A 21,361-nucleotide genomic window follows, 5' to 3' on the forward strand; every position below is an offset into this window, starting at 1 on the left:
ACGCGCCCACACTGCGGGCGGGGGGTCGGACTGGGGGAGCGCGCCGCAGCACAGCCCGAACGGGAGACCTCGGGAGGCCACACGGGGCGCGAGGCCAATTCTTCCTGTCGAACTTGGTTGCGGCAACGAGCAATTGGGACCACCGGCCGTTATCTGGCGATCCGCCGCTTATATCCCTGCCCAGTGTCCACCACAGCACCGCAAGGATCAGCTTTGCACGGCGAGGACCAGCGGCAACACCCCCTGTGCGCCGGCCCGCCGGAGCATGCGCGCGGCCACCGCGAGCGTCCAGCCGGTATCGGTCGCGTCGTCCACGAGCAGGACGGGCCCCTCGGCCCGAGCGAGCGCCTCGGCCAGAGCGGGCGGCAGGACGAGTGCGCCGTCGAGGGCCTTCAGCCGCTGCGCGCTGTTGCTCCTGGAGACCTGTGTGGAGTCGGCGCCCGGGGTGTATTCGATGGAGCCCAGCAGGGGCAGGCGGCCGACCTCGGCGATCCGCGCGCCCAGCGACCGGACCAGGTGCGGCCGGCGGTGCGATGCCATGGTGACGACGCCGACCGGACGGGGCAGGGCGTCCGAGCCGCCCGAGGCCCAGCCGCCCGGTCCCTTCGCCCAGTCGGCCAGGACGCCGACGACGGCCTGGGCCACATCGTCCGGAACAGGCCCGTCGGGAGCCTGGGGGCCGAGCATCGGCCGCAGCCGGTTGCCCCACCCGATGTCCGAAAGCCTTCCGAGCGCCCGTCCGGTCGAGGCCAGGTCACCGGCCGGGATCCGGCCCTTCAGATCGACACCCACGGCGGTCAGACCCGTCGGCCACATCTTCCGGGGCTCCACCTCGATACCCGCGCGGCCGAGCTCCCCGCGTGCCGAGTCCAGGGCGGACGAGGACACGGCCTCGGTGAACCGCGGCTCGGTGCACGTGTCACAGCGACCGCACGGGGTGGCCCCTTCGTCGTCCAGCTGCCGCCGCAGGAACTCCATCCGGCAGCCCGTCGTCGTCACGTAGTCGCGCATGGCCTGCTGCTCGGCCGCGCGCTGCTTGGCGACCCACGCGTAACGCTCGGTGTCGTACATCCATGGGTTGCCGGTGGAGATCCAGCCGCCCTTGACGCGCTTCACGGCGCCGTCCACGTCCAGGACCTTGAGCATCGTCTCGAGCCGTGACCGGCGCAGCTCCACCAGCGGTTCGAGAGCGGGGAGCGAAAGCGGCCGGCCCGCCTGGCCGAGTACGTCCAGGGTGCGCCTGACCTGCTCCTCCGGCGGAAACGCGATCGACGCGAAGTACTGCCAGATCGCCTGGTCCTCCTTGCCGGGGAGGAGCAGCACCTCGGCGTGCTCCACACCTCGGCCCGCTCGGCCCACCTGCTGGTAGTAGGCGATGGGTGACGAGGGAGAGCCCAGGTGCACCACGAAACCGAGGTCGGGCTTGTCGAAGCCCATGCCCAGCGCCGAGGTGGCCACGAGGGCCTTGACCCGGTTGGCCAGCAGGTCCTCCTCCGCCTGCTGACGGTCCGCGTTCTCCGTCTTTCCCGTGTACGACGTCACGGTGTGCCCGCACTGCCGGAGGAAGGCGGTGACCTCCTCGGCGGCGGCGACGGTGAGCGTGTAGATGATCCCGGAACCGGGCAGCTCACCGAGGTGCTCGCCGAGCCAGGCCATCCGGTGGGCGGAGTCCGGCAACTGCAGCACGCCGAGGCTCAGGCTCTCCCGGTCCAGCGGGCCGCGCAGGATGAGGGCGTCCGTGCTGGTTCCGGTGCCCAGCTGCTCGGCGACGTCGGCGGTCACGCGCGCGTTGGCCGTGGCGGTGGTCGCGAGGACCGGGACACCCGAGGGGAGGTCGGCGAGCATCGTCCGCAGGCGGCGGTAGTCCGGCCGGAAGTCGTGGCCCCAGTCGGAGATGCAGTGCGCCTCGTCCACCACGAGGAGGCCGGTCGCCGCGGCGAGCTTGGGCAGTACCTGGTCCCGGAAGTCCGGATTGTTGAGCCGCTCCGGGCTCACCAGGAGGACGTCGACCTCACCCGCCGCCACCTCGTCCTGGATCGTGTCCCACTCCTCCATGTTGGACGAGTTGATGGTCCGGGCGCTGATGCCGGCGCGCGCGGCGGCTTCCACCTGGTTGCGCATGAGGGCGAGGAGCGGGGAGACGATGACGGTGGGGCCCGCCCCCTGCTGCCGCAGCAGCGCGGTCGCGACGAAGTACACGGCGGACTTGCCCCAGCCGGTGCGCTGTACGACCAGGGCCCTGCGCTTGTCGGCCACCAGGGCCTCGATGGCGCGCCACTGGTCCTCGCGCAGCCTGGCGTCGCCTCCCGGCGCGCCGACGAGGCGGGCGAGGACGGTGTCGGCCGCGGTGCGCAGCTCTTCGTTGCTCATGACCCCATGCAACCCGATGGGTCGGACATAGCGCGAATGGGACCGTCCGTTGTGGACAACTCCTGACGCGGTCATGATCGTGGTTATCCACAGGGCGCGACGGGATTCCGGGTTTCGCGGGATGGTCACGGCATGACGAACCACAGCGAACCGGCCGAGAACCTCGGTGACGGTGACATCAGCGGATGCGACGAGATCGCCGGGCAGGGCGGGCGGCACGGGCAGAGCGGGCGGCACGGACGGAGCGAGTCGGACGGGCCGGGCGGCGGCCGAGGTGGACACGGCGTTCAGGGGCACGACCGTGACGGCGTGATCACCGGCGGCCCGGCACACGGCGGGGACGGCGGTCCCTACCCCGAGCACCAGGTCACCCTCCGTACTCCGGCCGAACTGGCCGATGCCCTGCCCTACTTGCTCGGGTACCGACCCGAGGACAGCATCGTGCTCGTCGCGCTCCACGACAGTGACGGGCGGGGCCGTTTCGGCGGACGGGCGCGGCTCGGAATCCCGAGCCACGCGGAGGACTGGCCGTCCGTGGCGGAACAGCTGACACACGGCCTGGTGAAGGGCAGCGAACGCAGGGGCGCACTGCCCGAGAGCGTGGTCGCCTTCCTCTGTCAGGACCCCGGGGCGGGAGAGTCGGGCCGGGCCGTCATGGAGCGTCTGCGTCCGCTGGCGCAACTGCTCCGCAAGGCCTGCGGCGTGCTGGACGTCCCGGTGATCGAAGCCCTGTGCATCTCGGACGGCCACTTCTGGTCGTACTGCTGCCCCAGCGAGCACTGCTGCCCGCCGGACGGTACGTCCTTGGGGCTGCCCGGTACGTCTGTGCTGGCCGCCGCAGCCACCTATGCCGGGCTCCAGGTGCGGGGCACCCTGCGGGAGCTGCGGGCGCGGCTCATGCCGTGGGAGACCGAGGCGTCACGGGAGCAGGAGTCGGCCCTCGACGCGGGGAGCATGGCGCTGATCCCTCGCATCCTGGACGACGAGAACCGCGCCGGTGTGGCGGCCGAGACCCTGGAACTGGCTCACCGGATCATGCGCCGGTTCGCCGGCGCCGCAGCTGAGACCGGTGGGCCCGGCACGTTTCCGGCGGATCTCCGGGACGACGGACTGCTGACCCATGACGAGGCGGCCACCTTGATCCTCGGCCTGCAGGACCGCACGACACGGGACCGGGCGGCGGAGTGGATGGAGGGCGACGAAGCCCGATGGGCCCTGCGCCTCTGGCGGGCCCTGGCCCGCCGCTGCGTCGGCCCGTACGGGGAGCACGCCGCTGCTCCCCTCACGCTCGCCGGGTGGGTCGCCTGGTCCTCCGGCGACGAGCTGGAAGCCCGCGAAGCCCTGGCCATGGCGCTGGGGGCGGATTCCGGGTATCTCTTCGCCCGGTTGCTCCACCAGGCGTGCAACGAGGGCCTGGACCCGGAGTCGATTCGCCGCTGCCTGCGCGGTGCGCGTGCGGACCGCATCGAGGAGGAGGCGGTCGCCCCGGCAGGCTCAGCGAACCCCACAGAGGCTGAAGCAGAAACTGAAACTGAAACTGAAGCAGGGACAGGGACAGGGGCAGGGACAGTGGCAAGGGAGGGTGAAGGGGTGTCGGTCGATGTCGGCCGGCCGACCGGGCATGCTCCGGCGAGGCCGCCGAGGGGCCCCTCCCGCCGCCGGCGCGGGACGCGGAGCCCGGAGAGCGCTGTCGGCCGGCCTGCCACCCGGCCGACGGGGACCGGAGGGGCTCGGCGTCCCCGGTCCACCCCTGGCGTCGGACAGCCGGGGACGCCGAAAGAGGAGGTGTGAGGGCGCAGAGGGGCGTGCGGAGCAGGCCGGATCGGTGGTGCGGGCAGAAGGAGGGGCAAGGGGAGGGGCGCGAGGGACTGTGCGGGGCGATGCCGTCGGCCCGCGGCGGTGACGGAGGAGGCAGCCGACGGGCCTGAGCTGGGGGTATGAGGGTTCGTCCGCCGTGGGACCCGCTCCCCGCGGCGGGGGCGGGCCGTCCTGTCCGAGAGCTGCGGATCAGCCATGTGAGCGACCGGTGAAGGGAGTGTTTATCGTCAGGAAGACGACTAAGATCACGGCATGCCTTACGACCCGTCAGCCTTCGCGCCTTTCGCCGTCACCGTCGACCTGGTCGTACTGACCGTGCGTCGTCATGCCCTGTGTGCGCTGGCGGTACGGAGGGGTGAGCCGCCTTTTCAGGGGCGCTGGGCGCTGCCCGGCGGTTTTGTGCGGCCGGGCGAGGATCTGTCGCAGGGCGCGGCGCGCGAACTGCTGGAGGAGACAGGGCTGTGCGCCCACGACCCGGACGCTCCCGCGCAGGCCAACGGAGCGCATCTGGAACAGCTCGCGACCTACGGCGACCCCAAGCGCGACCCGCGGATGAGGGTCGTCAGCGTCGCCCATCTCGCCCTCGCACCCGATCTGCCGGCGCCCCGGGCGGGCGGTGACGCGAAGAGCGCACGCTGGGCTCCCGTCGAAGACCTGCTCAAGCAGGGCGGCTACGGCCGCGACGGAGAACAGGCCGCGCCGCTCGCCTTCGACCACGCCCAGATCCTCGCGGACGGAGTGGAGCGAGCCCGTTCCAAGATCGAGTACTCGTCGCTGGCCACCGCGTTCTGCCCGCCCGAGTTCACCGTCGGTGAACTGCGCCGGGTGTACGAGGCGGTGTGGGGCGTGGCGCTCGACCCCCGCAACTTCCACCGGAAGGTGACGGGTACGCCGGGCTTCCTCGTGCCCACGGGAGGTACGACGACCCGGCAGGGGGGCCGTCCCGCCCAGCTCTTCCGCGCGGGCGGCGCCACCCTGCTCAACCCGCCGATGCTCCGCCCCGAGGTCTGACGCCGTCCCGGAATCTCCCCGGTCCCGGTGCGGGTGGTCCGGTCAAGTGGCCGGGACGGCACGGAGTCTGCTCCCGGGCGCGCTCGAGGTGCCCGTAAAACGGTACATACCGCGCTATCTTGCTTCGGGTGATCCAGGCCATCGGACTGACCAGTAACGCCCGCAAGGAGCTTCCCCCCGCTGTCGACGACGTCTCTTTCGAGGCGTCCGCAGGCTGCGTCACGGCGCTCCTGGGAGCCCCGGGCGCGGGCAAGACGACCGCGCTCAGGCTGATGCTCGAACTCCAACAGGGTCGTGGGATCACCTACTTCAGAGGCCGCCCGTTGCACCGCATCGCCCATCCGTCGCGCGAGGTGGGCGTCCTTCTCGGCGAGGTCCCCGGTCACCCGGCACGTACGGTCCGAGGCCAACTCCGCATGCTGTGTGCAGCGGCGGGCGTACCTGCCGGGCGCGCCGACGACGTCCTGGAGGTGGTGGGTCTCGTCAGTCTGCGCGACGAACGTCTGGGCACCCTCTCGCGCGGCATGGACCGCCGTCTGGGGCTGGCCTGCGCTCTGCTGCCCGACCCGCACACCCTCGTCCTCGACTGCGCCGCCGACGGGCTCTCCGCGCGCGAAGGCCGCTGGCTGCACGGGATTCTGCGTGCGCACGCCGGTGCGGGCGGCACCGTGCTGTTCGCCACGGACGACCCCAAGGAGGCCGCACGTACCGCCGACCGGGTCGTCACGCTGGAGAAGGGCAGGCTCGTCGCCGACCAGGAGGCCGCGGACTTCTCGCGCACCAGGCTCCGGCCCCGCGTCGCCGTCCGCAGCCCGCACGCCGCCCGGCTCGGCGCTGTGCTGGCCAAGGAATCCCGGACCGCGCGATGCTCCGTGGAGGTCGTGCGGGAGGACGGCAATCGCCTCTCCGTCTACGGCAGCACCTGTGCCGAGGTCGGCGAGACCGCCTACCGCCACGGCATCCTCGTACACCAACTCGCGGACGAGGTCGGCGACATGGGGCCGGTGCCCGCGCGGGCACCGGAGGAGGGTCCTGGTGAGGCCGAGGCGCAGGAGGAGGGTCCTCGTACGAGCGAGGCGCCGACGCAGGCCATGCGGAGTCAGGCCACGCAGACCCGGGGCGCGCACGAACTGTCGCCTCTTCCGCCGCCCATCACCGTCCGTCAGAGCGCGGGCCCGCTGCGTCCGCTGCGCTACGAACTGCGCCGTGCGGCGGGTGTCGCCACGGGGTATCTGACGGCCGCCGCGGTGCTCGTCGCCTCCGTCCTCATCTCCGTACTTCTGGCCAGGTCGGGACATACGCCGCAGGCGCGGCTGCTCGCCGCGTGGCCGCGGGACTTCCCCCTGCCGCCCGCCGCGCTCGGCGCGGGACTGCTCGGCGCCTTCGCCTTCGGTGACGAGTTCCGTCATCCCGCTCTCGCCGCGGACCGCGGCACCGTCCCCCGCCGTCTGGGGCTCCTGGCCGCCAAGCTCGTCGTCGCCGCGGCCACCGCGCTCACGCTGGCCGTCGTCGTGGTGGGCCTGAACGCCGAACTGCTCCACATCGTCTACGGACGGGAACTGGCCGGAGTTCCCCCGGACTGGATCTCACTGGGCGCGAGTTGGATCGGCCTCGTGGTCGGCTGTGCCTGGGCGGGCGTTCTGGCGGCGGGCATCTTCCGGTCCACGACCGCCGGGCTCGCGGCGGTTCTCGCGGTGCCGATCGTCGTCGTGCCGGTCGTACAAAAGGTTCTGGAGGGGCCGTCGGTTCGGACGGCTGCCGGGTTCTCGGCCAGGCTCCGTGAGCTGGTGCTGGTGCAGTGGCCGTTCGGAGGTGAGCAATATGTGGCCGCCGTGGCAGGTGTGATCGCTCAACCCGTCGGTGGTGCACTGATGTTGTCACTTACGGCTCTGCTCTGCGCATATCTGCTCACGACCCTGCGGAGCAGGGTTCGATGACGACCGTCCGTGCACGCGTGTTCCCCTCCTGCGCACAACTCCATGCAGAACGCCCATTTCTTTCCGATAAGGCGTCAATTGCGACGGGGTGAGCGATCACCCTTTCGTGTGCTTTTCACCAAAGACCTCAAGGGAGTTGGAGACGACGCCGACAAAGGATCCGTGACTACCCTTGCGCACGCCATGATGACCGCCGCCCGTTCCGCAGACTCCGGCCTCGCCGGTCCGGGCGAACTCGACCGCTATCCCTATGCGGAGGGCCCCGGCGCGGACCGCCTGGGCGCATCTGTGTGGGACGCCACGGACCCCGAGCTGGGCCGCGTGGGCCGACGTACCGCCGGCAGCCGTGGACGCGGCCTGCATGGCCAACTGGTTCAACAGCTCGGTCAGATGATCGTCTCCGGCGACCTGGGTGCCGATCGCCCGCTCGTGCCCGAGGAGATCGGCCAGCGGTTCGAGGTGTCCCGCACCGTCGTCCGTGAGTCGCTCCGAGTCCTTGAGGCGAAGGGCCTGGTCAGTGCCCGCCCCAATGTCGGCACGCGGGTGCGTCCGGTCAGCGACTGGAACCTCCTGGACCCGGACATCATCGAATGGCGCGCCTTCGGCCCGCAGCGCGACGATCAGCGTCGTGAGCTCGGCGAGCTGCGCTGGACGATCGAGCCGCTGGCCGCCCGCCTGGCAGCCGGACACGGCCGGCCGGAGGTCCAGCAGCGGATCACCGACATGGTCGAGATCATGGGACACGCGATGGGGCAGGGTGACGCGCTCACCTTCTCGCGGGCCGACGCGGAGTTCCACTCCCTGCTCATCCAGGTCGCCGGCAATCGCATGCTGGAGCACCTCTCCGGGATCGTGTCGGCCGCGCTCCAGGTCTCCGGTGGACCGGTCGCGGGCTGCGACCGGCCGACCGAGGCGTCCCTCGCGCACCACGGCCGTATCGCCGACGCGCTCGCGGCGGGCGACGCCACGGCCGCGGAGACAGCCATGCGGCAGCTGCTCACCGCCCACCCCGAGGTGGAGCGCGTCGTGCCCGCGCCGCGCGAGCACTGATCGCGTACCGCGGATGGCGCGGTCGGGAGCGGACTCCCCGCACGGCATCGTTGGCCGGCGAACCGTCTGCCGTCGGGCCCCGCCGGATCCCAGGAGGATCCGGCGGGGCCCGACGGTGCGATGGGGTGCTGGCCCCCGGGATGACCGTCTCTGACCATGTCTGCACACTTTTACATGCTTACGAGGTGTGACTCGGGCCACGCAGATTGGGCGTAACGCTCTTGGGGACAGCACGATGACCTAAGAGGTGACAGTCGAGCAGGGAATAAGGGCGCCGTTCCAGGCGCTGTGACTCTTCTCCGGCTCCCGCCCGCGCCGTCGGCCCATTCCGAAGTCGGCGGTCGTCGGCTCCTGTCCGCAGTGGACGGTGCCGGAAGCCGTTTTCCAACGTTCCGAGAGGTTGTTCGTGTCGGCCAGCACATCCCGTACGCTCCCGCCGGAGATCGCCGAGTCCGTCTCTGTCATGGCGCTCATTGAGCGGGGAAAGGCTGAGGGGCAGATCGCCGGCGATGACGTGCGTCGGGCCTTCGAAGCTGACCAGATTCCGGCCACTCAGTGGAAGAACGTACTGCGCAGCCTCAACCAGATCCTCGAGGAAGAGGGTGTGACGCTGATGGTCAGTGCCGCGGAGCCAAAGCGCACCCGGAAGAGCGTCGCAGCGAAGAGTCCCGTCAAGCGCACCGCCACCAAGACCGTCGCGGCGAAGACGGCGACGGCCAAGAAGGCCACCGCCACCGCCACGCCGGTGATTGACGCCGACGTTCCCGCCGAGGACGCGGCCGCCAAGAAGGTCGCGGCCAAGAAGACGACCGCCAAGAAGGCGGTCGCGAAGAAGACCGTCGCCAAGAAGACGGCGGCCAAGAAGACCACGGCCAAGAAGGACGACGCCGACGCGGTCGACGACGACGCGACCGAGGAGACTCAGGGCGCGGCCAAGACCGGTACGGAGGAGACCACCGAGGACGGTGCCCAAGGCTTCGTCCTGTCCGACGAGGACGAGGACGACGCGCCCGCGCAGCAGGTCGCCGCCGCCGGTGCCACCGCCGACCCGGTCAAGGACTACCTCAAGCAGATCGGCAAGGTCCCGCTGCTCAACGCCGAGCAGGAGGTCGAGCTCGCCAAGCGCATCGAGGCCGGACTGTTCGCCGAGGACAAGCTGGCCAACGCCGACAAGCTCGCACCGAAGCTCAAGCGCGAGCTGGAGATCATCGCCGAGGACGGCCGCCGGGCCAAGAACCACCTCCTGGAGGCCAACCTCCGTCTGGTGGTCTCCCTGGCCAAGCGTTACACCGGCCGCGGCATGCTCTTCCTGGACCTCATCCAGGAGGGCAACCTCGGTCTGATCCGCGCGGTGGAGAAGTTCGACTACACCAAGGGCTACAAGTTCTCGACGTATGCCACGTGGTGGATCCGCCAGGCGATCACCCGCGCCATGGCCGACCAGGCCCGCACCATCCGTATCCCGGTGCACATGGTCGAGGTCATCAACAAGCTCGCGCGCGTGCAGCGCCAGATGCTCCAGGACCTGGGCCGCGAGCCCACGCCGGAGGAGCTGGCGAAGGAACTCGACATGACCCCCGAGAAGGTCATCGAGGTCCAGAAGTACGGTCGTGAGCCGATCTCCCTCCACACCCCCCTGGGTGAGGACGGCGACAGCGAGTTCGGTGACCTCATCGAGGACTCCGAGGCGGTCGTGCCGGCCGACGCGGTGAGCTTCACGCTCCTCCAGGAGCAGTTGCACTCCGTGCTCGACACCCTGTCCGAGCGTGAGGCGGGCGTCGTCTCGATGCGCTTCGGTCTCACCGACGGCCAGCCGAAGACTCTCGACGAGATCGGCAAGGTCTACGGCGTGACGCGTGAGCGCATCCGTCAGATCGAGTCCAAGACGATGTCGAAGCTGCGTCACCCCTCGCGCTCGCAGGTTCTGCGCGACTACCTCGACTAGGCCTCGGCCGCAGTACGTCACCGAGGGCCCGGTTCCCGTGGAGGGAGCCGGGCCCTCGGTCTGTGCGGAGTCTGTGCGGAGTGCGAGGTGCCACCGTGTGGATCACCCTGGGTGTCTCATGACAGCCCAGGAGTGAGGAGTGCGCATGCGTCGTTCTTTCGCCCGAGCGCTGGCCCTCGTGGCCTCGGTGGCCGCGATACCGCTGGTGTGCCCGGTCCCCGCGACGGCCGACGTCGTCATCGGCGGCTATCCGGTGGACATCTCCGCGACCCCCTGGACGGTGGCCCTGTCCAGCCGTGACCGGTTCGGGGGTACGCGTGCGGGGCAGTTCTGCGGGGGCGTGGTGATCGGGCGGTCCACGGTACTGACGGCCGCCCACTGTCTGAGCGAGGAAGTGCTGGGTGCGCCGCGTCGGCAGGTCCAGGATCTGAAGGTCGTCGCGGGGCGTGGCGACCTGAGTGCCGACGGGGGCAGTGAGGTCGCCGTCCGCGACATCTGGATCAATCCACGGCACGACGCCTACACGAACGCGGGGGACTTCGCTGTGCTCACTCTCGCGGAGCCGCTCGCCGCCGAGTCGGTCATGCGCATGGCGGGCCCCGGTGACGCCGCCTACGAGCCCGGTACGGACGCCGTGGTCTACGGGTGGGGCGACACGACAGGGGGCGGCGACTACGCGAGTTCCCTGCGTGCGTCGCGCGTGCAGGTGCTGTCCGACGCCGTCTGCGAGGAGGCCTATCCGGGCAGCGCGGACGGAACGTATCTCTCCGGCTCCATGCTGTGCGCGGGCGAGGAGGGCGGTGGCCGGGACGCCTGCCAGGGGGACAGCGGCGGGCCGCTGGTCGCTCAGGGGCGCCTGATCGGCCTTGTGTCGTGGGGGAGCGGCTGTGGGCGGGCCGGCAGCCCCGGGGTCTACACGAGGGCCTCAGGAGTCGTCACAGCGCTCGGAGGGGACCACTGAGGGCCGCCTGACGGCTTCCTCGGGCGGGGGGTGGCTGGGGGTTGGGTGGTCGGGTGGCGCTGAGGTGCGAGGGGCGCTCCGCAGGCACGAGCGCGGGCGGCCGCCCCTGCATCCAGGGGCGGCCGCCCGGTCACCGGCCTGTGCCGGAGATGGCTCGTCGTCTGCGCGAAGTGTCAGTGCTCTTCGTCATTGGCGCTTGCCGGGGCGGCCGTCAACCGCTCCGTCTCGTCCTGTATCTCAGCGGCGATCTTCTTGAGTTCCGGCTCGAACTTACGCCCATGGTGGGCGCAGAAGAGCAGTTCACCACCGCTGAGGAGGACGACGCGCAGATATGCCTGGGCGCCGCAACGGTCGCAGCGGTCAGCGGCCGTCAGTGGGCTCGCGGGGGTCAGAACAGTAGTCACGTCGCCTCTTCTCTAGCTCGACGAGCTGTCGTACCAGGGTCAACATCCAACCAGGCCGAAAACGTTCCCGCTCGTGGCTCTTCCTCGAAAAAAATCTTTCCGAGTCGGCTGTCTGCTGCCGGTTGGCGGCGAATGAGCCGTATTGCGTGTCTTCGTGTCTTACGGGTTCGCGCTCTGTCAGGTTCAGTCCTCCCGGCTGGCTTGCCGGTTGTTCTTGAGGACGTGCCCGGAGCCTAAATGGTTCATGCCTGGAAGGGAACGTGATATGTACTTCACTCCAACGAGGGATCGAACAAGCATGCGACTCTGGACTAGTCTGCGTTTCGGACGAGGGTGGCGTTACAACGGCTCTACCAGGCCTCGGTACCCTCGGACCGGTGACCGAAGCCGGGCCCTTACCCAAAAGGGCCCCAACTGAAATTCAGCGAGGAGCGAACCGCGTGACCGCCGAGACGTCCGTGCCGTCCACAGCCCTGCTGACCGGAGCAGACCGGGACGGTTCCAACTACACCGCGCGGCACCTGCTCGTCCTCGAGGGCCTCGAGGCCGTGCGGAAGCGCCCGGGCATGTACATCGGATCGACCGACAGCCGCGGTCTGATGCACTGCCTCTGGGAGATTATCGACAACTCCGTCGACGAAGCCCTCGGAGGCTACTGCGACCACATCGACGTGACCCTGCACGACGACGGTTCGGTCGAGGTGCGGGACAACGGCCGGGGCATTCCGGTCGATGTCGAGCCCAAAACCGGCCTGTCCGGTGTCGAGGTCGTACTGACCAAGCTGCACGCGGGAGGCAAGTTCGGCGGCGGCTCGTACGCGGCCTCCGGCGGCCTGCACGGCGTGGGCGCCTCCGTGGTGAACGCGCTCTCGGCCCGCCTGGACGTCGAGGTGGACCGGGGCGGCAGCACCCACGCGGTGAGCTTCCGGCGGGGCACGCCCGGCGCCTTCAAGGGCGACGGCGACAGTGCCACGTTCGAGGCGTCGTCCGGGCTGCGCAAGCTCAAGAGGATCCCCAAGACCCGCACCGGCACGCGCATCCGGTACTGGGCCGACCGGCAGATCTTCCTCAAGGACGCGAAGCTCTCCCTGGAGAACCTGCACCAGCGCGCCCGGCAGACGGCCTTCCTGGTGCCCGGCCTCACCATCGTCGTCCGCGACGAGGTCGGGCTCGGCGAAGGGGGCAGCAAGGGTGAGGAGTCGTTCCGCTTTGACGGCGGCATCAGCGAGTTCTGCGAGTACCTGGCCTCCGACAAGCCCGTCTGCGACGTGCTCCGCTTCTCCGGCCAGGGCACCTTCAAGGAGACCGTCCCGGTCCTCGACGACCACGGTCAGATGACTCCGACCGAGGTCACACGGGAGCTGGGCGTCGACGTCGCGATGCGCTGGGGCACGGGCTACGACACGACGCTCAGGTCGTACGTGAACATCATCGCCACGCCCAAGGGCGGAACCCACGTCGCGGGCTTCGAACAGGCTGTCGCCAAGACGATCAACGAGGTCTTGCGCACCAAGAAGCTGTTGCGCGTCGCCGAGGACGACGTCGTCAAGGACGACACCCTGGAGGGCCTCACCGCCGTCGTCACCGTGCGCCTCGCCGAACCTCAGTTCGAGGGGCAGACGAAGGAGGTGCTCGGCACCTCGGCGGCCCGCCGCATCGTGACGAACGTGGTCTCCAAGGAGCTCAAGGCGTTCCTGACCTCCACGAAGCGGGACGCGGCCGCTCAGGCTCGCGTCGTCCTGGAGAAGGCCGTCTCCGCCGCCCGTACGAGGATCGCGGCCCGTCAGCACAAGGACGCCCAGCGGCGGAAGACCGCCCTGGAATCCTCCTCCCTGCCGGCCAAGCTCGCCGACTGCCGCAGCGACGACGTGGAGCGCAGCGAGCTGTTCATCGTCGAGGGGGACTCCGCGCTCGGTACCGCCAAACTGGCCCGGAACTCCGAGTTCCAGGCGCTGCTGCCGATCCGCGGAAAGATCCTCAACGTTCAGAAGGCGTCCGTCACGGACATGCTGAAGAACGCCGAGTGCGGTGCGATCATCCAGGTCATAGGAGCCGGGTCCGGCCGGACCTTCGACATCGACGCGGCACGCTACGGGAAGATCATTCTTCTCGTCGACGCCGATGTCGACGGCGCGCACATCCGGATCCTGCTGCTGACGCTCTTCCAGCGTTACATGCGGCCGATGGTCGAGGCGGGACGAGTGTTCGCGGCGGTGCCCCCGCTGCACCGCATCGAGCTGAGCCAGCCCAAGAAGGGCCAGGACAAGTACATCTACACGTACTCGGACCGTGAGCTGCGGGAGACCGTGCTGGAGCTCCAGCGCAAGAACGTGCGGTACAAGGACTCGATCCAGCGCTACAAGGGCCTCGGGGAGATGGACGCGGACCAGCTGGCCGAGACGACCATGGACCCGCGCCACCGCACGCTGCGCCGGATCAACATCACCGACCTCGAAGCCTCCGAGCAGGTGTTCGACCTGTTGATGGGCAACGACGTCGCTCCGCGCAAGGAGTTCATCTCCAGCTCGGCTGCGACGCTGGATCGTTCGCGCATCGACGCGTAGTCCGTAGGGACCGACGCGCAGGCTGCGTGGGCGCACGGGCCGCGGAGGTCGCACAAGGCGGATCTATGGGGCCCGGCCGGATGTCCGGCCGGGCCCCTGCGGCCTGCCGGGCATCCGGTCTCCGCGTGTGCGAGGGCGCGAAGGCCGAGGACGCGAGGGCATGACGACGCGAGACCGTGGCGGTCGCGGGGCGGCGCGGCGATCGTCTCCACCCGTGGGTGGAGGCCAGTCGTCTCCGGGATCCACCCATGATCCACCCTGGCTCCGATCTGCCGCCCGGCCCGTTTCCGTAGCGTCGAAGGCGTCGACAGCACCAGCTGGCGTCACCTTCCACTCTTCGCCCACGGAGGCCGCGATGTCCGGTTTTGTCGATGTGCTGGCGATTCTCGCCGTTGCCGTCCTGGTGATCGCCCGCCAGTTCCGTACCCAGCGGATAGCGGCTGACAGGCGTTGGTGGGTCGCGCCCGCTGTACTGGTCTTTCTCGCCCTGCGCGAGCCCGGCCTGATCGACCCCGGGCATCGGACGGCATCGGCCGTCCTGCTCGGCTTCGAACTCCTCATCGCTCTGGCCACCGGCCTCGGCTGGGCCTGGACCACGCGCGTCTGGGCGACGCCGGACGGAGCGGTGTGGAGCAGGGGCAGCAAGGGCAGCGTTCTCGTCTGGGTCATCGGCATGGCCCTGCGAGCCGCCCTGATCGGCCTGGGCGCTGCGATCGGTCTCCACCAGGACACCTCCGCCCTGCTCCTGGGGCTCGCCCTGACACTGCTCGTCCGCTCCGGCATCCTGGCCTGGCGGGCGCAGGGACCACATCCGATGGGCGGGCCGAGCGCGGCATACGGTGAAGCCGTGCCCCGGTCCCTGCGGAAGGAGCGTGTGTGACAGAGAACGTCTGGCAGCGCTGGCCCTCCCGCGAGGCGCTCTCCCGAGCGGGAGTGCCCAGGCCTCGGCGCGCACTGGACATGGGCGCGCGCCTCCTCGCCCTCGGGGTCCTCCTGGGGACGACCTTCGCGCACAGCGACCTGCGTGGCTGGAGTGTCGCGGCCGCCGTTCTGGGGGTCCTCGCGTGCGGTTTCGGGGTCTGGGGGTTCAGGAGGGCCACACTCGACCACCGGCTCCTGCCCTCCCTGGGTCTGTTCATGATGTTGTTCGCCGCCGCGGCGGTGGCACACGGTGTGGGATTGCGGGTGCCGTCCCTCGTCCTGTGGTGCGTGTGCGGTGTCACCGCGATGGAGCGGTTGCCCCTGACGGCCGCCCTTCCGGCCGCCTCCGCGGCGCTGGGGGCCTACGCGGTCGTCGATCACGACGGCTGGCTGCCCACCGTGGCCACGACCGGAGGGCTGGCCCTGCTCGGCTACGTGCTCCGGCTGGACGCCGAGGCCCGCGGCAGCACCGAGCGCCTGCTCGTCCAGGAGCGCGCGGCGCGTGCGGCCGAGGCGGAGTCGGCAGCCCTGGCGGAGAGGGCCCGGATAGCCCGGGAGATCCACGACGTACTGGCGCACAGCCTTTCGGCCCAGCTCGTGCACCTTGAGGCGGCCAGGCTGCTGATCGAGAGAGGCGCGGAGAGGGACCAGGTCCTCGACCGGGTGGTGGCGGCCCGCGGGATGGCCCGCGAAGGGCTCGCCGAGACCAGACAGGCGCTCTCCGCGCTGAGGGGTGAGCTGTCCCCGCTGGAGGAGTTCCTGAGCGAGCTCGTCGCCGAGACCGACGGTGCCGAAGTCACTGTCACGGGTGAACGGAGGCTGCTGTCGGCCGAGGTGTCCCAGGCTGCCCGCAGAGTTGCTCAGGAGGCCCTGACGAACGTCCGCAAGCACGCGCCGGGCGCCAAGGTCCGCATCCGGATGGACTACGGCCCGCACGAAGTGACGCTGAACGTACGGGACTCGGGCGCGCCGGCGGGGGAGTTCACCCACACCGGCGCCGGATACGGTCTGCTCGGAATGCGGGAGCGGGCCGAGCTGCTGGGCGGCTCGCTGGAGGCCGGACCGTACGAGGAGGGGTTCATGGTGACGCTGAAGGTGCCCGTATGACGGAGGAGGGCGGTGCGGCGCCGGCCCGAGTGGTCGTGGCGGACGACCAGACCGTGGTGCGTGAGGGCATCGTGATGCTGCTCGGGCTGCTGCCGGGGATCGAGGTCGTCGGCGCGGCCGCGGACGGCCACGAGGCCGTACGGCTGGTGGCCGAGCTCGACCCGGACGTGGTGCTGATGGACCTGCGCATGCCCCGCTGCGACGGAGCCGAGGCGACCAGACGCATCAGGTCGGAGTACCCGAGGACACAGGTCGTGGTGCTCACCACGTACGCGGACGACGAGTCGCTGTTTCCCGCGCTGAGGGCGGGGGCCCGCGGCTATCTCACCAAGGACGCGGGCGGCGACGAGATCGTACGGGCCGTGCGGAGCGTGCTGTCCGGGGACGCCGGGCTCTCGCCGGGCATCCAGCGGCGGTTGTTGGAGCGTCTGTCGGAGCCGGAACCGGACGCGCCTTCGCCGGAGGCGCCGGACGGGCTCACCGCGCGGGAGGCACAGGTGCTGGTGCTGATCGCCGACGGCCTGACCAATCAGGAGATCGCGCGCAAGCTGCACGTGTCCACGGCCACGGTGAAGACACACATCAACAACCTCTTCGCCAAGACGGGGCTCAAGGACCGTGCGCAGGCAGTCCGTTACGCCTTCGCGAAGGGACTTGTGCGCCCTCCAGGGGGGTGAGTCACCTGATGGGGTGAAGTGCGCGGTGAGAAGAGTCAGGGATCTTCCCCATCTGTCCATCCTTGGGTACGCGGCCGAAACGGGCGGCGGACAAGGAGAGTTCGGTGGAGAAGCACGACGGTCCCGACCCCGCAAGGGTCCGGACCGACGACCCCTGGTACGACGCGCTCGCCTCCGGGTGGGGGGAGCTGGACGGTACGGGCGCGCCCGCTCCCGTCGTGCCGCCCGCGCGCAAGGAACAGGAGGACCGCAGCGCCCGTGCCGCCGACGTCTATCTGGAGGTGCAGCGCAGTGCCGCCTTCCAGGAGGTGCGCAGCCGGTATCGGAGGTTCGTGATCCCGGCCGTCGCCGTCTTCTTCACCTGGTACGTGGCCTATGTCGTGGCGGCGACCACGGCGCCGGGTCTCATGGCGCGGCCAGTCGTCGGCGCGGTGAACGTGGCGATGGTGGCGGGGCTCGGCCAGTTCCTCACGACGTTCCTCTTCACCTGGGCCTACGCGCGGCACGCCCGGCTGCGCAGGGACCGTGCCGCGCTCGATCTGCGCTGGGACACACAGGAACTGACGCGCGGCGTCACGGGTGGTGCGAGGTGACCGGGAACCATCAGACGCTGGCCCTGCTGCTCTTCAGCGTGTTCGTCGCGGTCACGCTGGGGATCACGACCTGGGTGAGCCGTCACCGGCACGGTTCGGCGGAGGAGTTCTATGCCGGCGGCCGGCTCTTCTCGCCGATGGAGAATGGTTTTGCCATCGCGGGCGACTACATGTCCGCCGCCTCCTTCCTCGGCATCTCAGGGCTGATCGCGCTCTTCGGCTACGACGGGCTGCTGTACTCGGTGGGGTTCCTCGTCGCCTGGCTCGTCGTGCTGTTCCTGGTCGCCGAGCTGGTCCGCAACTGCGGACGGTTCACGCTCGCCGACGTCGTCGCCTCACGTATGAGTGAGCGGCCGGTGCGGATCGCCGCGGGCACTTCCTCGGTGACCGTGTCCGTGCTGTATCTGGTGGCGCAGATGGTGGGGGCGGGCAGCCTGGTCGCGCTGCTGCTCGGAGGGACGAGCGAGGCGGCCCAGGCCTGGACGGTCATCGGTGTCGGCGCGCTCATGGTCGTCTATGTGTCGTTCGGGGGGATGCGGGCCACCACGTGGATCCAGATCGTCAAGGCGGTCCTGCTCATGGGCGGGGCGGTCACGTTGACCGTGCTCGTCCTGATGCGGTTCCACGGGGACTTCAACCACCTGCTGCGTACGGCGGCGGAGCGGAGCGGGCACGGGAAGGCGTTTCTCGCACCGGGGCTGAAGTACGGCGGGGACTGGACGTCCCGCCTCGACTTCATGAGCCTGGGGCTCGCGCTGGTGCTCGGCACGGCCGGGCTGCCGCACATCCTGTCGCGCTTCTACACGGTGCCGACCGCCAGGGCCGCCCGGCGCTCGGTCGTCTGGTCGATCGGCCTGATCGGCGGGTTCTACCTGATGACGATCGTGCTGGGGTTCGGAGCGGCGGCGATCGTCGGCCCCGACGCGGTCCGTGGGTCGAACGCGGCCGGGAACACGGCGGTTCCGCTCCTGGCTCTCGATCTGGGCGGCGGCGCCGGGTCCACCGGAGGGGCGGTCCTTTTCGCGGTCGTCGCCGCGATCGCCTTCGCGACCATCCTCGCGGTGGTCGCCGGCATCACCCTCGCCTCCTCGGCGTCCGTGGCCCACGACCTGTATGCGTCCCTGCGCAGCCGGCACGCGAAGCCGCGCAGTGAGGTGGCCGTGGCGCGGACCGCCGCGGTCGGGATCGGCGTCGTGGCCATCGCGCTCGGCCTGCTCGCACGCGACCTGAACGTGGCGTTCCTGGTGGGACTCGCCTTCGCGGTCGCCGCGTCGGCGAATCTGCCCGTCCTGCTGTACTCGCTGTTCTGGCGGAACTTCACCACACGCGGCGCGGTGTGGTCCGTGTACGGGGGCCTGGTGCCGGCGCTGGTGCTCGTGCTGCTGTCGCCCGTGGTGTCCGGCAGCCCCGCCTCGCTGTTCCCGGGAGTCGACCTCCAGTACTTCCCGCTGGAGAATCCGGGCCTGGTCTCCATCCCGCTGGGATTCCTCGCGGGCTGGGTCGGCACGGTCACGTCGCCGGAGCCGCCGGACGAGGCCAGGCACGCGGAGACCGAGGTGCGGGCGCTCACAGGAGCGGGCGCCGTCTGAGGCGCCCCGAAACTTCGGGGCGCTCCGGCAGGGCTTTCAGGCGCGGGTCGCCCAGACATAGCGGTGTTCGGGGCGGCCCGCGTCGCCGTACTTGAGACTCAGCGTGGCCCTGCCGGTGCGCTCCAGGAGCTTCAGATAGCGCTGGGCGGTCTGCCGGCTGAGGCCGGTCCGTTCGGCGATCTCCTGGGCGGACAGGGGGCCTTCCGCGGTCATCAGTGCCTGGCGGACGGCCTCCGTCGTGGTGGGAGAGTGCCCCTTGGGCAGATCCGGTTCGGTGCCCGCCGACAGGGCGCCGAAGATCCTGTCGACCTCGGCCTGTTCCGCCTCGCCGCCGCCGTCGAGAGTGCGGCGCAGTTCCGCGTACGCCTCGAGTTTCGCGCGCAGCCCGGCGAAGGCGAACGGTTTCACCAGGTACTGGAGGGCGCCGTGCCGCATCGCCGCCTGGACCGTGGTGATGTCACGGGCCGCGGTCACCATGATCACGTCGGTCTGGTGACCGCGCCGCCGCATCTCCTGGACGACCGTGAGACCCGTCTCGTCGGGCAGGTAGTGGTCGAGCAGCACCAGGTCCAGCTGGGGCAGCGCTTCCACCTGCCGCAGCGCCTCAGCCGCCGAGTGTGCCTCGCCCGCGACGTGGAAACCCGCGACCTTCTCCACATAGGCGGCGTTGACCCGGGCGACCCGGGTGTCGTCGTCCACGACCAGTACCTCGATCATCGCGGCTCCTCCTCGGTGGTCGTGGTGGCTCTCTTCGGCGCGGTGCCGGGCTCAGGCTCGGATGTGAGCCCGGCCTCCGCCAGCGCTTCCGGCAGCACGACCGTGAACTCCGCGCCCCCGCCCCGCGCCTGAGTGACGCGTGCGCTGCCACCCTGCCGTTCGGCGAGCCTGCGCACCAGCGACAGGCCGATCCCTCGCTCGCGGTGGGCCGGCGGTTCCTTGGTGGACCAGCCGTCCGTGAAGATCAACTCACGTTGTCCTTCAGGGATACCCGGCCCGGTGTCCCGCACCTTGAGCACGGCCGTACGCCCTTCGGCGCGCAATTCGACCTCCACGCGTGCGTGGAGGGTGCCCGCGACGGCGTCGAGCGCGTTGTCGACGAGGTTCCCGACGATCGTGACCAGTCCCCGGGCGTCGACCAGCAGGTCGGGGAAGAGCGTCCTGTCGGAGATCCGCAGGGCCACCGCGCGCTCCGCCGCGACGGTCGCCTTGCCCAGCAGGAGAGCGGCGAGCAGCGGGTCGTGGATCTTCTCGGTGACCTGTTCCGCGGTGGCCCTGTGGTCGCCGACCACCTCGCCGACGAACTCCGCGGCGTCGTCGAACATCTCCAGTTCCAGCAGCCCGAGCAGTGTGTGCATCCGGTTGGCGTGCTCGTGGTCCTGGGCGCGCAGGGCGTCGATGAGACCGCGGGTGGAGTCGAGTTCGCGGCCCAGCTGCTCCACCTCCGTGCGGTCCCGCAGCGTGGCGACGGCGCCACCGTCGTCGGTCGGCATGCGGTTGGCGACCAGGACCCGCTGCCCGCGGACGGTCAGCAGATCGGTTCCGCTGACGGTGCCGGCCAGCACATCGGTCGTACGCCCTTCGCCGAGCGCCGTGCCCAGAGGTTGCCCCACGGCTTCGTCGCCGAGGCCGAGCAGCCGCCGGGCCTCGTCGTTGAGCAGCCGGATCCGGCCCTCGCGGTCCAGCGCGACGACGCCCTCCCTGATGCCGTGCAGCATGGCCTCACGTTCCGCCAGGAGCCCGGCGATGTCCGAGAAGGCCAGGTCACGGGTCTGACGCTGCATCCGCCGTGAGATCAGGTACGCGGCCAGCGCGCCGACGGCCATCGCCCCGCCCGCGTAGGCGAAAAGGCCGGGGATCGCATGGACCAGACGGGCCCGCACACTGTCGTACTCGATGCCGACGGAGACCGCGCCGACGATGACGCCGTCGGCATCGCGCAGCGGCACCTTGCCGCGGGCGGAGCGGCCCAGCGTGCCGTCGTCGATCTGCATGACCTCCTGGCCCGCCAGAGCCTGCCGAGGGTCCGTGGAGACGCGCTCCCCGATCTCGGCGGGGTTGGTGTGCGACCAGCGCACGCCGCGCATGTCCATGATCACGACATACTCGGCGTCGCTCGCCGTGCGGACCCGCTCCGCCTCGGCCTGGACGGGCCCGTCCGCCGAGGGGCGTGTCGACGTCAGCTCCTCGGCGAGCCGAGGCTGCGCGGCCGTGGTCTGCGCGATCGCGAGCGCGCGTCGCATCGCCTGGTCGTCCAGCTGGTCGCTGAGCGGCGCGAGGAACAGGCCCGTGGCGAGTACGGCGACTCCGGCGGCGATCGCCACCTGCATCAGCAGCACCTGCGAGAACATCCGCCTGGGCATGCCGAGGCGGAGTCGTCGAGCAGGGGGAGTGGGGCTCATACCCATGACGGTACG

The 21,361-nt window shown here is 70.4% G+C and carries 16 protein-coding genes; 12 read left to right on the forward strand and 4 right to left on the reverse strand.

Annotation, left to right across the window (positions count from 1 at the left end):
• Nucleotides 1–207: 207 nt before the first annotated feature.
• On the reverse strand, nt 208–2,370 hold the full coding sequence (locus ACLVWQ_RS27180) for a RecQ family ATP-dependent DNA helicase (RefSeq protein WP_414111814.1): 2,163 nt from the start codon (nt 2,368–2,370) through the stop codon (nt 208–210).
• A gap of 132 nt (nt 2,371–2,502) precedes the next feature.
• Between ACLVWQ_RS27180 and ACLVWQ_RS27185 the strand changes: the two genes are divergently transcribed.
• From ACLVWQ_RS27185 to ACLVWQ_RS27210, 6 genes are all read left to right on the forward strand, one after another.
• Nucleotides 2,503–4,161, forward strand: coding sequence for a DUF4192 domain-containing protein (locus ACLVWQ_RS27185; protein WP_414111815.1), 1,659 nt, complete (start codon nt 2,503–2,505; stop codon nt 4,159–4,161).
• Nucleotides 4,162–4,440: 279 nt separating this feature from the next.
• Entirely contained in the window at nt 4,441–5,199 is a 759-nt protein-coding gene (locus tag ACLVWQ_RS27190) for an NUDIX hydrolase (RefSeq protein ID WP_414111816.1), read from the forward strand.
• A 128-nt stretch (nt 5,200–5,327) separates the two neighbouring features.
• On the forward strand, nt 5,328–7,136 hold the full coding sequence (locus ACLVWQ_RS27195; protein ID WP_414111817.1) for an ATP-binding cassette domain-containing protein: 1,809 nt from the start codon (nt 5,328–5,330) through the stop codon (nt 7,134–7,136).
• A gap of 162 nt (nt 7,137–7,298) precedes the next feature.
• Nucleotides 7,299–8,186: a FadR/GntR family transcriptional regulator gene (locus ACLVWQ_RS27200; protein ID WP_414111818.1), complete on the forward strand. Its 888-nt coding sequence runs from the start codon at nt 7,299–7,301 to the stop codon at nt 8,184–8,186.
• 406 nt (nt 8,187–8,592) lie between these two features.
• On the forward strand, nt 8,593–10,131 hold the full coding sequence (locus tag ACLVWQ_RS27205; protein ID WP_414111819.1) for an RNA polymerase sigma factor: 1,539 nt from the start codon (nt 8,593–8,595) through the stop codon (nt 10,129–10,131).
• Nucleotides 10,132–10,276: 145 nt separating this feature from the next.
• Nucleotides 10,277–11,092, forward strand: coding sequence for a S1 family serine peptidase (locus ACLVWQ_RS27210; RefSeq protein ID WP_414111820.1), 816 nt, complete (start codon nt 10,277–10,279; stop codon nt 11,090–11,092).
• A 173-nt stretch (nt 11,093–11,265) separates the two neighbouring features.
• Here ACLVWQ_RS27210 and ACLVWQ_RS27215 read toward each other — a convergent pair whose 3' ends face one another.
• On the reverse strand, nt 11,266–11,496 hold the full coding sequence (locus ACLVWQ_RS27215; protein ID WP_055513118.1) for a hypothetical protein: 231 nt from the start codon (nt 11,494–11,496) through the stop codon (nt 11,266–11,268).
• 440 nt (nt 11,497–11,936) lie between these two features.
• Between ACLVWQ_RS27215 and ACLVWQ_RS27220 the strand changes: the two genes are divergently transcribed.
• The 6 genes from ACLVWQ_RS27220 (at nt 11,937) to ACLVWQ_RS27245 (ending at nt 18,947) form a co-directional block, all read left to right on the forward strand.
• Nucleotides 11,937–14,060 carry a DNA gyrase/topoisomerase IV subunit B gene (locus tag ACLVWQ_RS27220; RefSeq protein ID WP_414111821.1) on the forward strand — a complete coding sequence of 708 codons (2,124 nt, stop codon included), beginning with the start codon at nt 11,937–11,939 and terminating at the stop codon, nt 14,058–14,060.
• Nucleotides 14,061–14,415: 355 nt separating this feature from the next.
• Nucleotides 14,416–14,940 carry a DUF1453 domain-containing protein gene (locus ACLVWQ_RS27225; RefSeq protein ID WP_414111822.1) on the forward strand — a complete coding sequence of 175 codons (525 nt, stop codon included), beginning with the start codon at nt 14,416–14,418 and terminating at the stop codon, nt 14,938–14,940.
• Entirely contained in the window at nt 14,937–16,088 is a 1,152-nt protein-coding gene (locus ACLVWQ_RS27230) for a sensor histidine kinase (protein WP_414111823.1), read from the forward strand. Before ACLVWQ_RS27225 ends, ACLVWQ_RS27230 begins: the two co-directional genes overlap by 4 nt.
• Nucleotides 16,085–16,765 carry a response regulator transcription factor gene (locus ACLVWQ_RS27235; protein WP_414111824.1) on the forward strand — a complete coding sequence of 227 codons (681 nt, stop codon included), beginning with the start codon at nt 16,085–16,087 and terminating at the stop codon, nt 16,763–16,765. The genes ACLVWQ_RS27230 and ACLVWQ_RS27235 overlap by 4 nt, the downstream gene beginning before the upstream one ends.
• Nucleotides 16,766–16,869: 104 nt before the next feature.
• A complete protein-coding gene (locus tag ACLVWQ_RS27240) occupies nt 16,870–17,358 on the forward strand; it encodes a DUF485 domain-containing protein (protein ID WP_414111825.1) in 489 nt (162 codons plus the stop codon).
• Nucleotides 17,355–18,947, forward strand: a complete 1,593-nt coding sequence (locus tag ACLVWQ_RS27245; protein WP_414111826.1) for a cation acetate symporter — start codon at nt 17,355–17,357, stop codon at nt 18,945–18,947. The genes ACLVWQ_RS27240 and ACLVWQ_RS27245 overlap by 4 nt, the downstream gene beginning before the upstream one ends.
• A 36-nt stretch (nt 18,948–18,983) precedes the next feature.
• Here the strand turns inward: ACLVWQ_RS27245 and ACLVWQ_RS27250 are convergent, their stop codons facing one another.
• On the reverse strand, nt 18,984–19,664 hold the full coding sequence (locus ACLVWQ_RS27250) for a response regulator (RefSeq protein ID WP_414111827.1): 681 nt from the start codon (nt 19,662–19,664) through the stop codon (nt 18,984–18,986).
• Nucleotides 19,661–21,346 (reverse strand): ATP-binding protein, encoded by a 1,686-nt coding sequence (locus ACLVWQ_RS27255; RefSeq protein WP_414111828.1) that lies wholly within the window; start codon nt 21,344–21,346, stop codon nt 19,661–19,663. The genes ACLVWQ_RS27250 and ACLVWQ_RS27255 overlap by 4 nt, the downstream gene beginning before the upstream one ends.
• Nucleotides 21,347–21,361: the final 15 nt, after the last annotated feature.

This window comes from Streptomyces sp. CWNU-52B (assembly GCF_047444975.1).
Taxonomy (GTDB): domain Bacteria; phylum Actinomycetota; class Actinomycetes; order Streptomycetales; family Streptomycetaceae; genus Streptomyces.

What these genes read in the sequence shown, in the direction of transcription:
- ACLVWQ_RS27180 (WP_414111814.1), bottom strand. Translation starts at nt 2,370, where the DNA reads ATGAGCAACGAAGAGCTGCGCACCGCGGCCGACACCGTCCTCGCCCGC.
- ACLVWQ_RS27185 (WP_414111815.1), top strand. Translation starts at nt 2,503, where the DNA reads ATGACGAACCACAGCGAACCGGCCGAGAACCTCGGTGACGGTGACATC.
- ACLVWQ_RS27190 (WP_414111816.1), top strand. Translation starts at nt 4,441, where the DNA reads ATGCCTTACGACCCGTCAGCCTTCGCGCCTTTCGCCGTCACCGTCGAC.
- ACLVWQ_RS27210 (WP_414111820.1), top strand. Translation starts at nt 10,277, where the DNA reads ATGCGTCGTTCTTTCGCCCGAGCGCTGGCCCTCGTGGCCTCGGTGGCC.
- ACLVWQ_RS27225 (WP_414111822.1), top strand. Translation starts at nt 14,416, where the DNA reads ATGTCCGGTTTTGTCGATGTGCTGGCGATTCTCGCCGTTGCCGTCCTG.
- ACLVWQ_RS27235 (WP_414111824.1), top strand. Translation starts at nt 16,085, where the DNA reads ATGACGGAGGAGGGCGGTGCGGCGCCGGCCCGAGTGGTCGTGGCGGAC.
- ACLVWQ_RS27250 (WP_414111827.1), bottom strand. Translation starts at nt 19,664, where the DNA reads ATGATCGAGGTACTGGTCGTGGACGACGACACCCGGGTCGCCCGGGTC.
- ACLVWQ_RS27255 (WP_414111828.1), bottom strand. Translation starts at nt 21,346, where the DNA reads ATGAGCCCCACTCCCCCTGCTCGACGACTCCGCCTCGGCATGCCCAGG.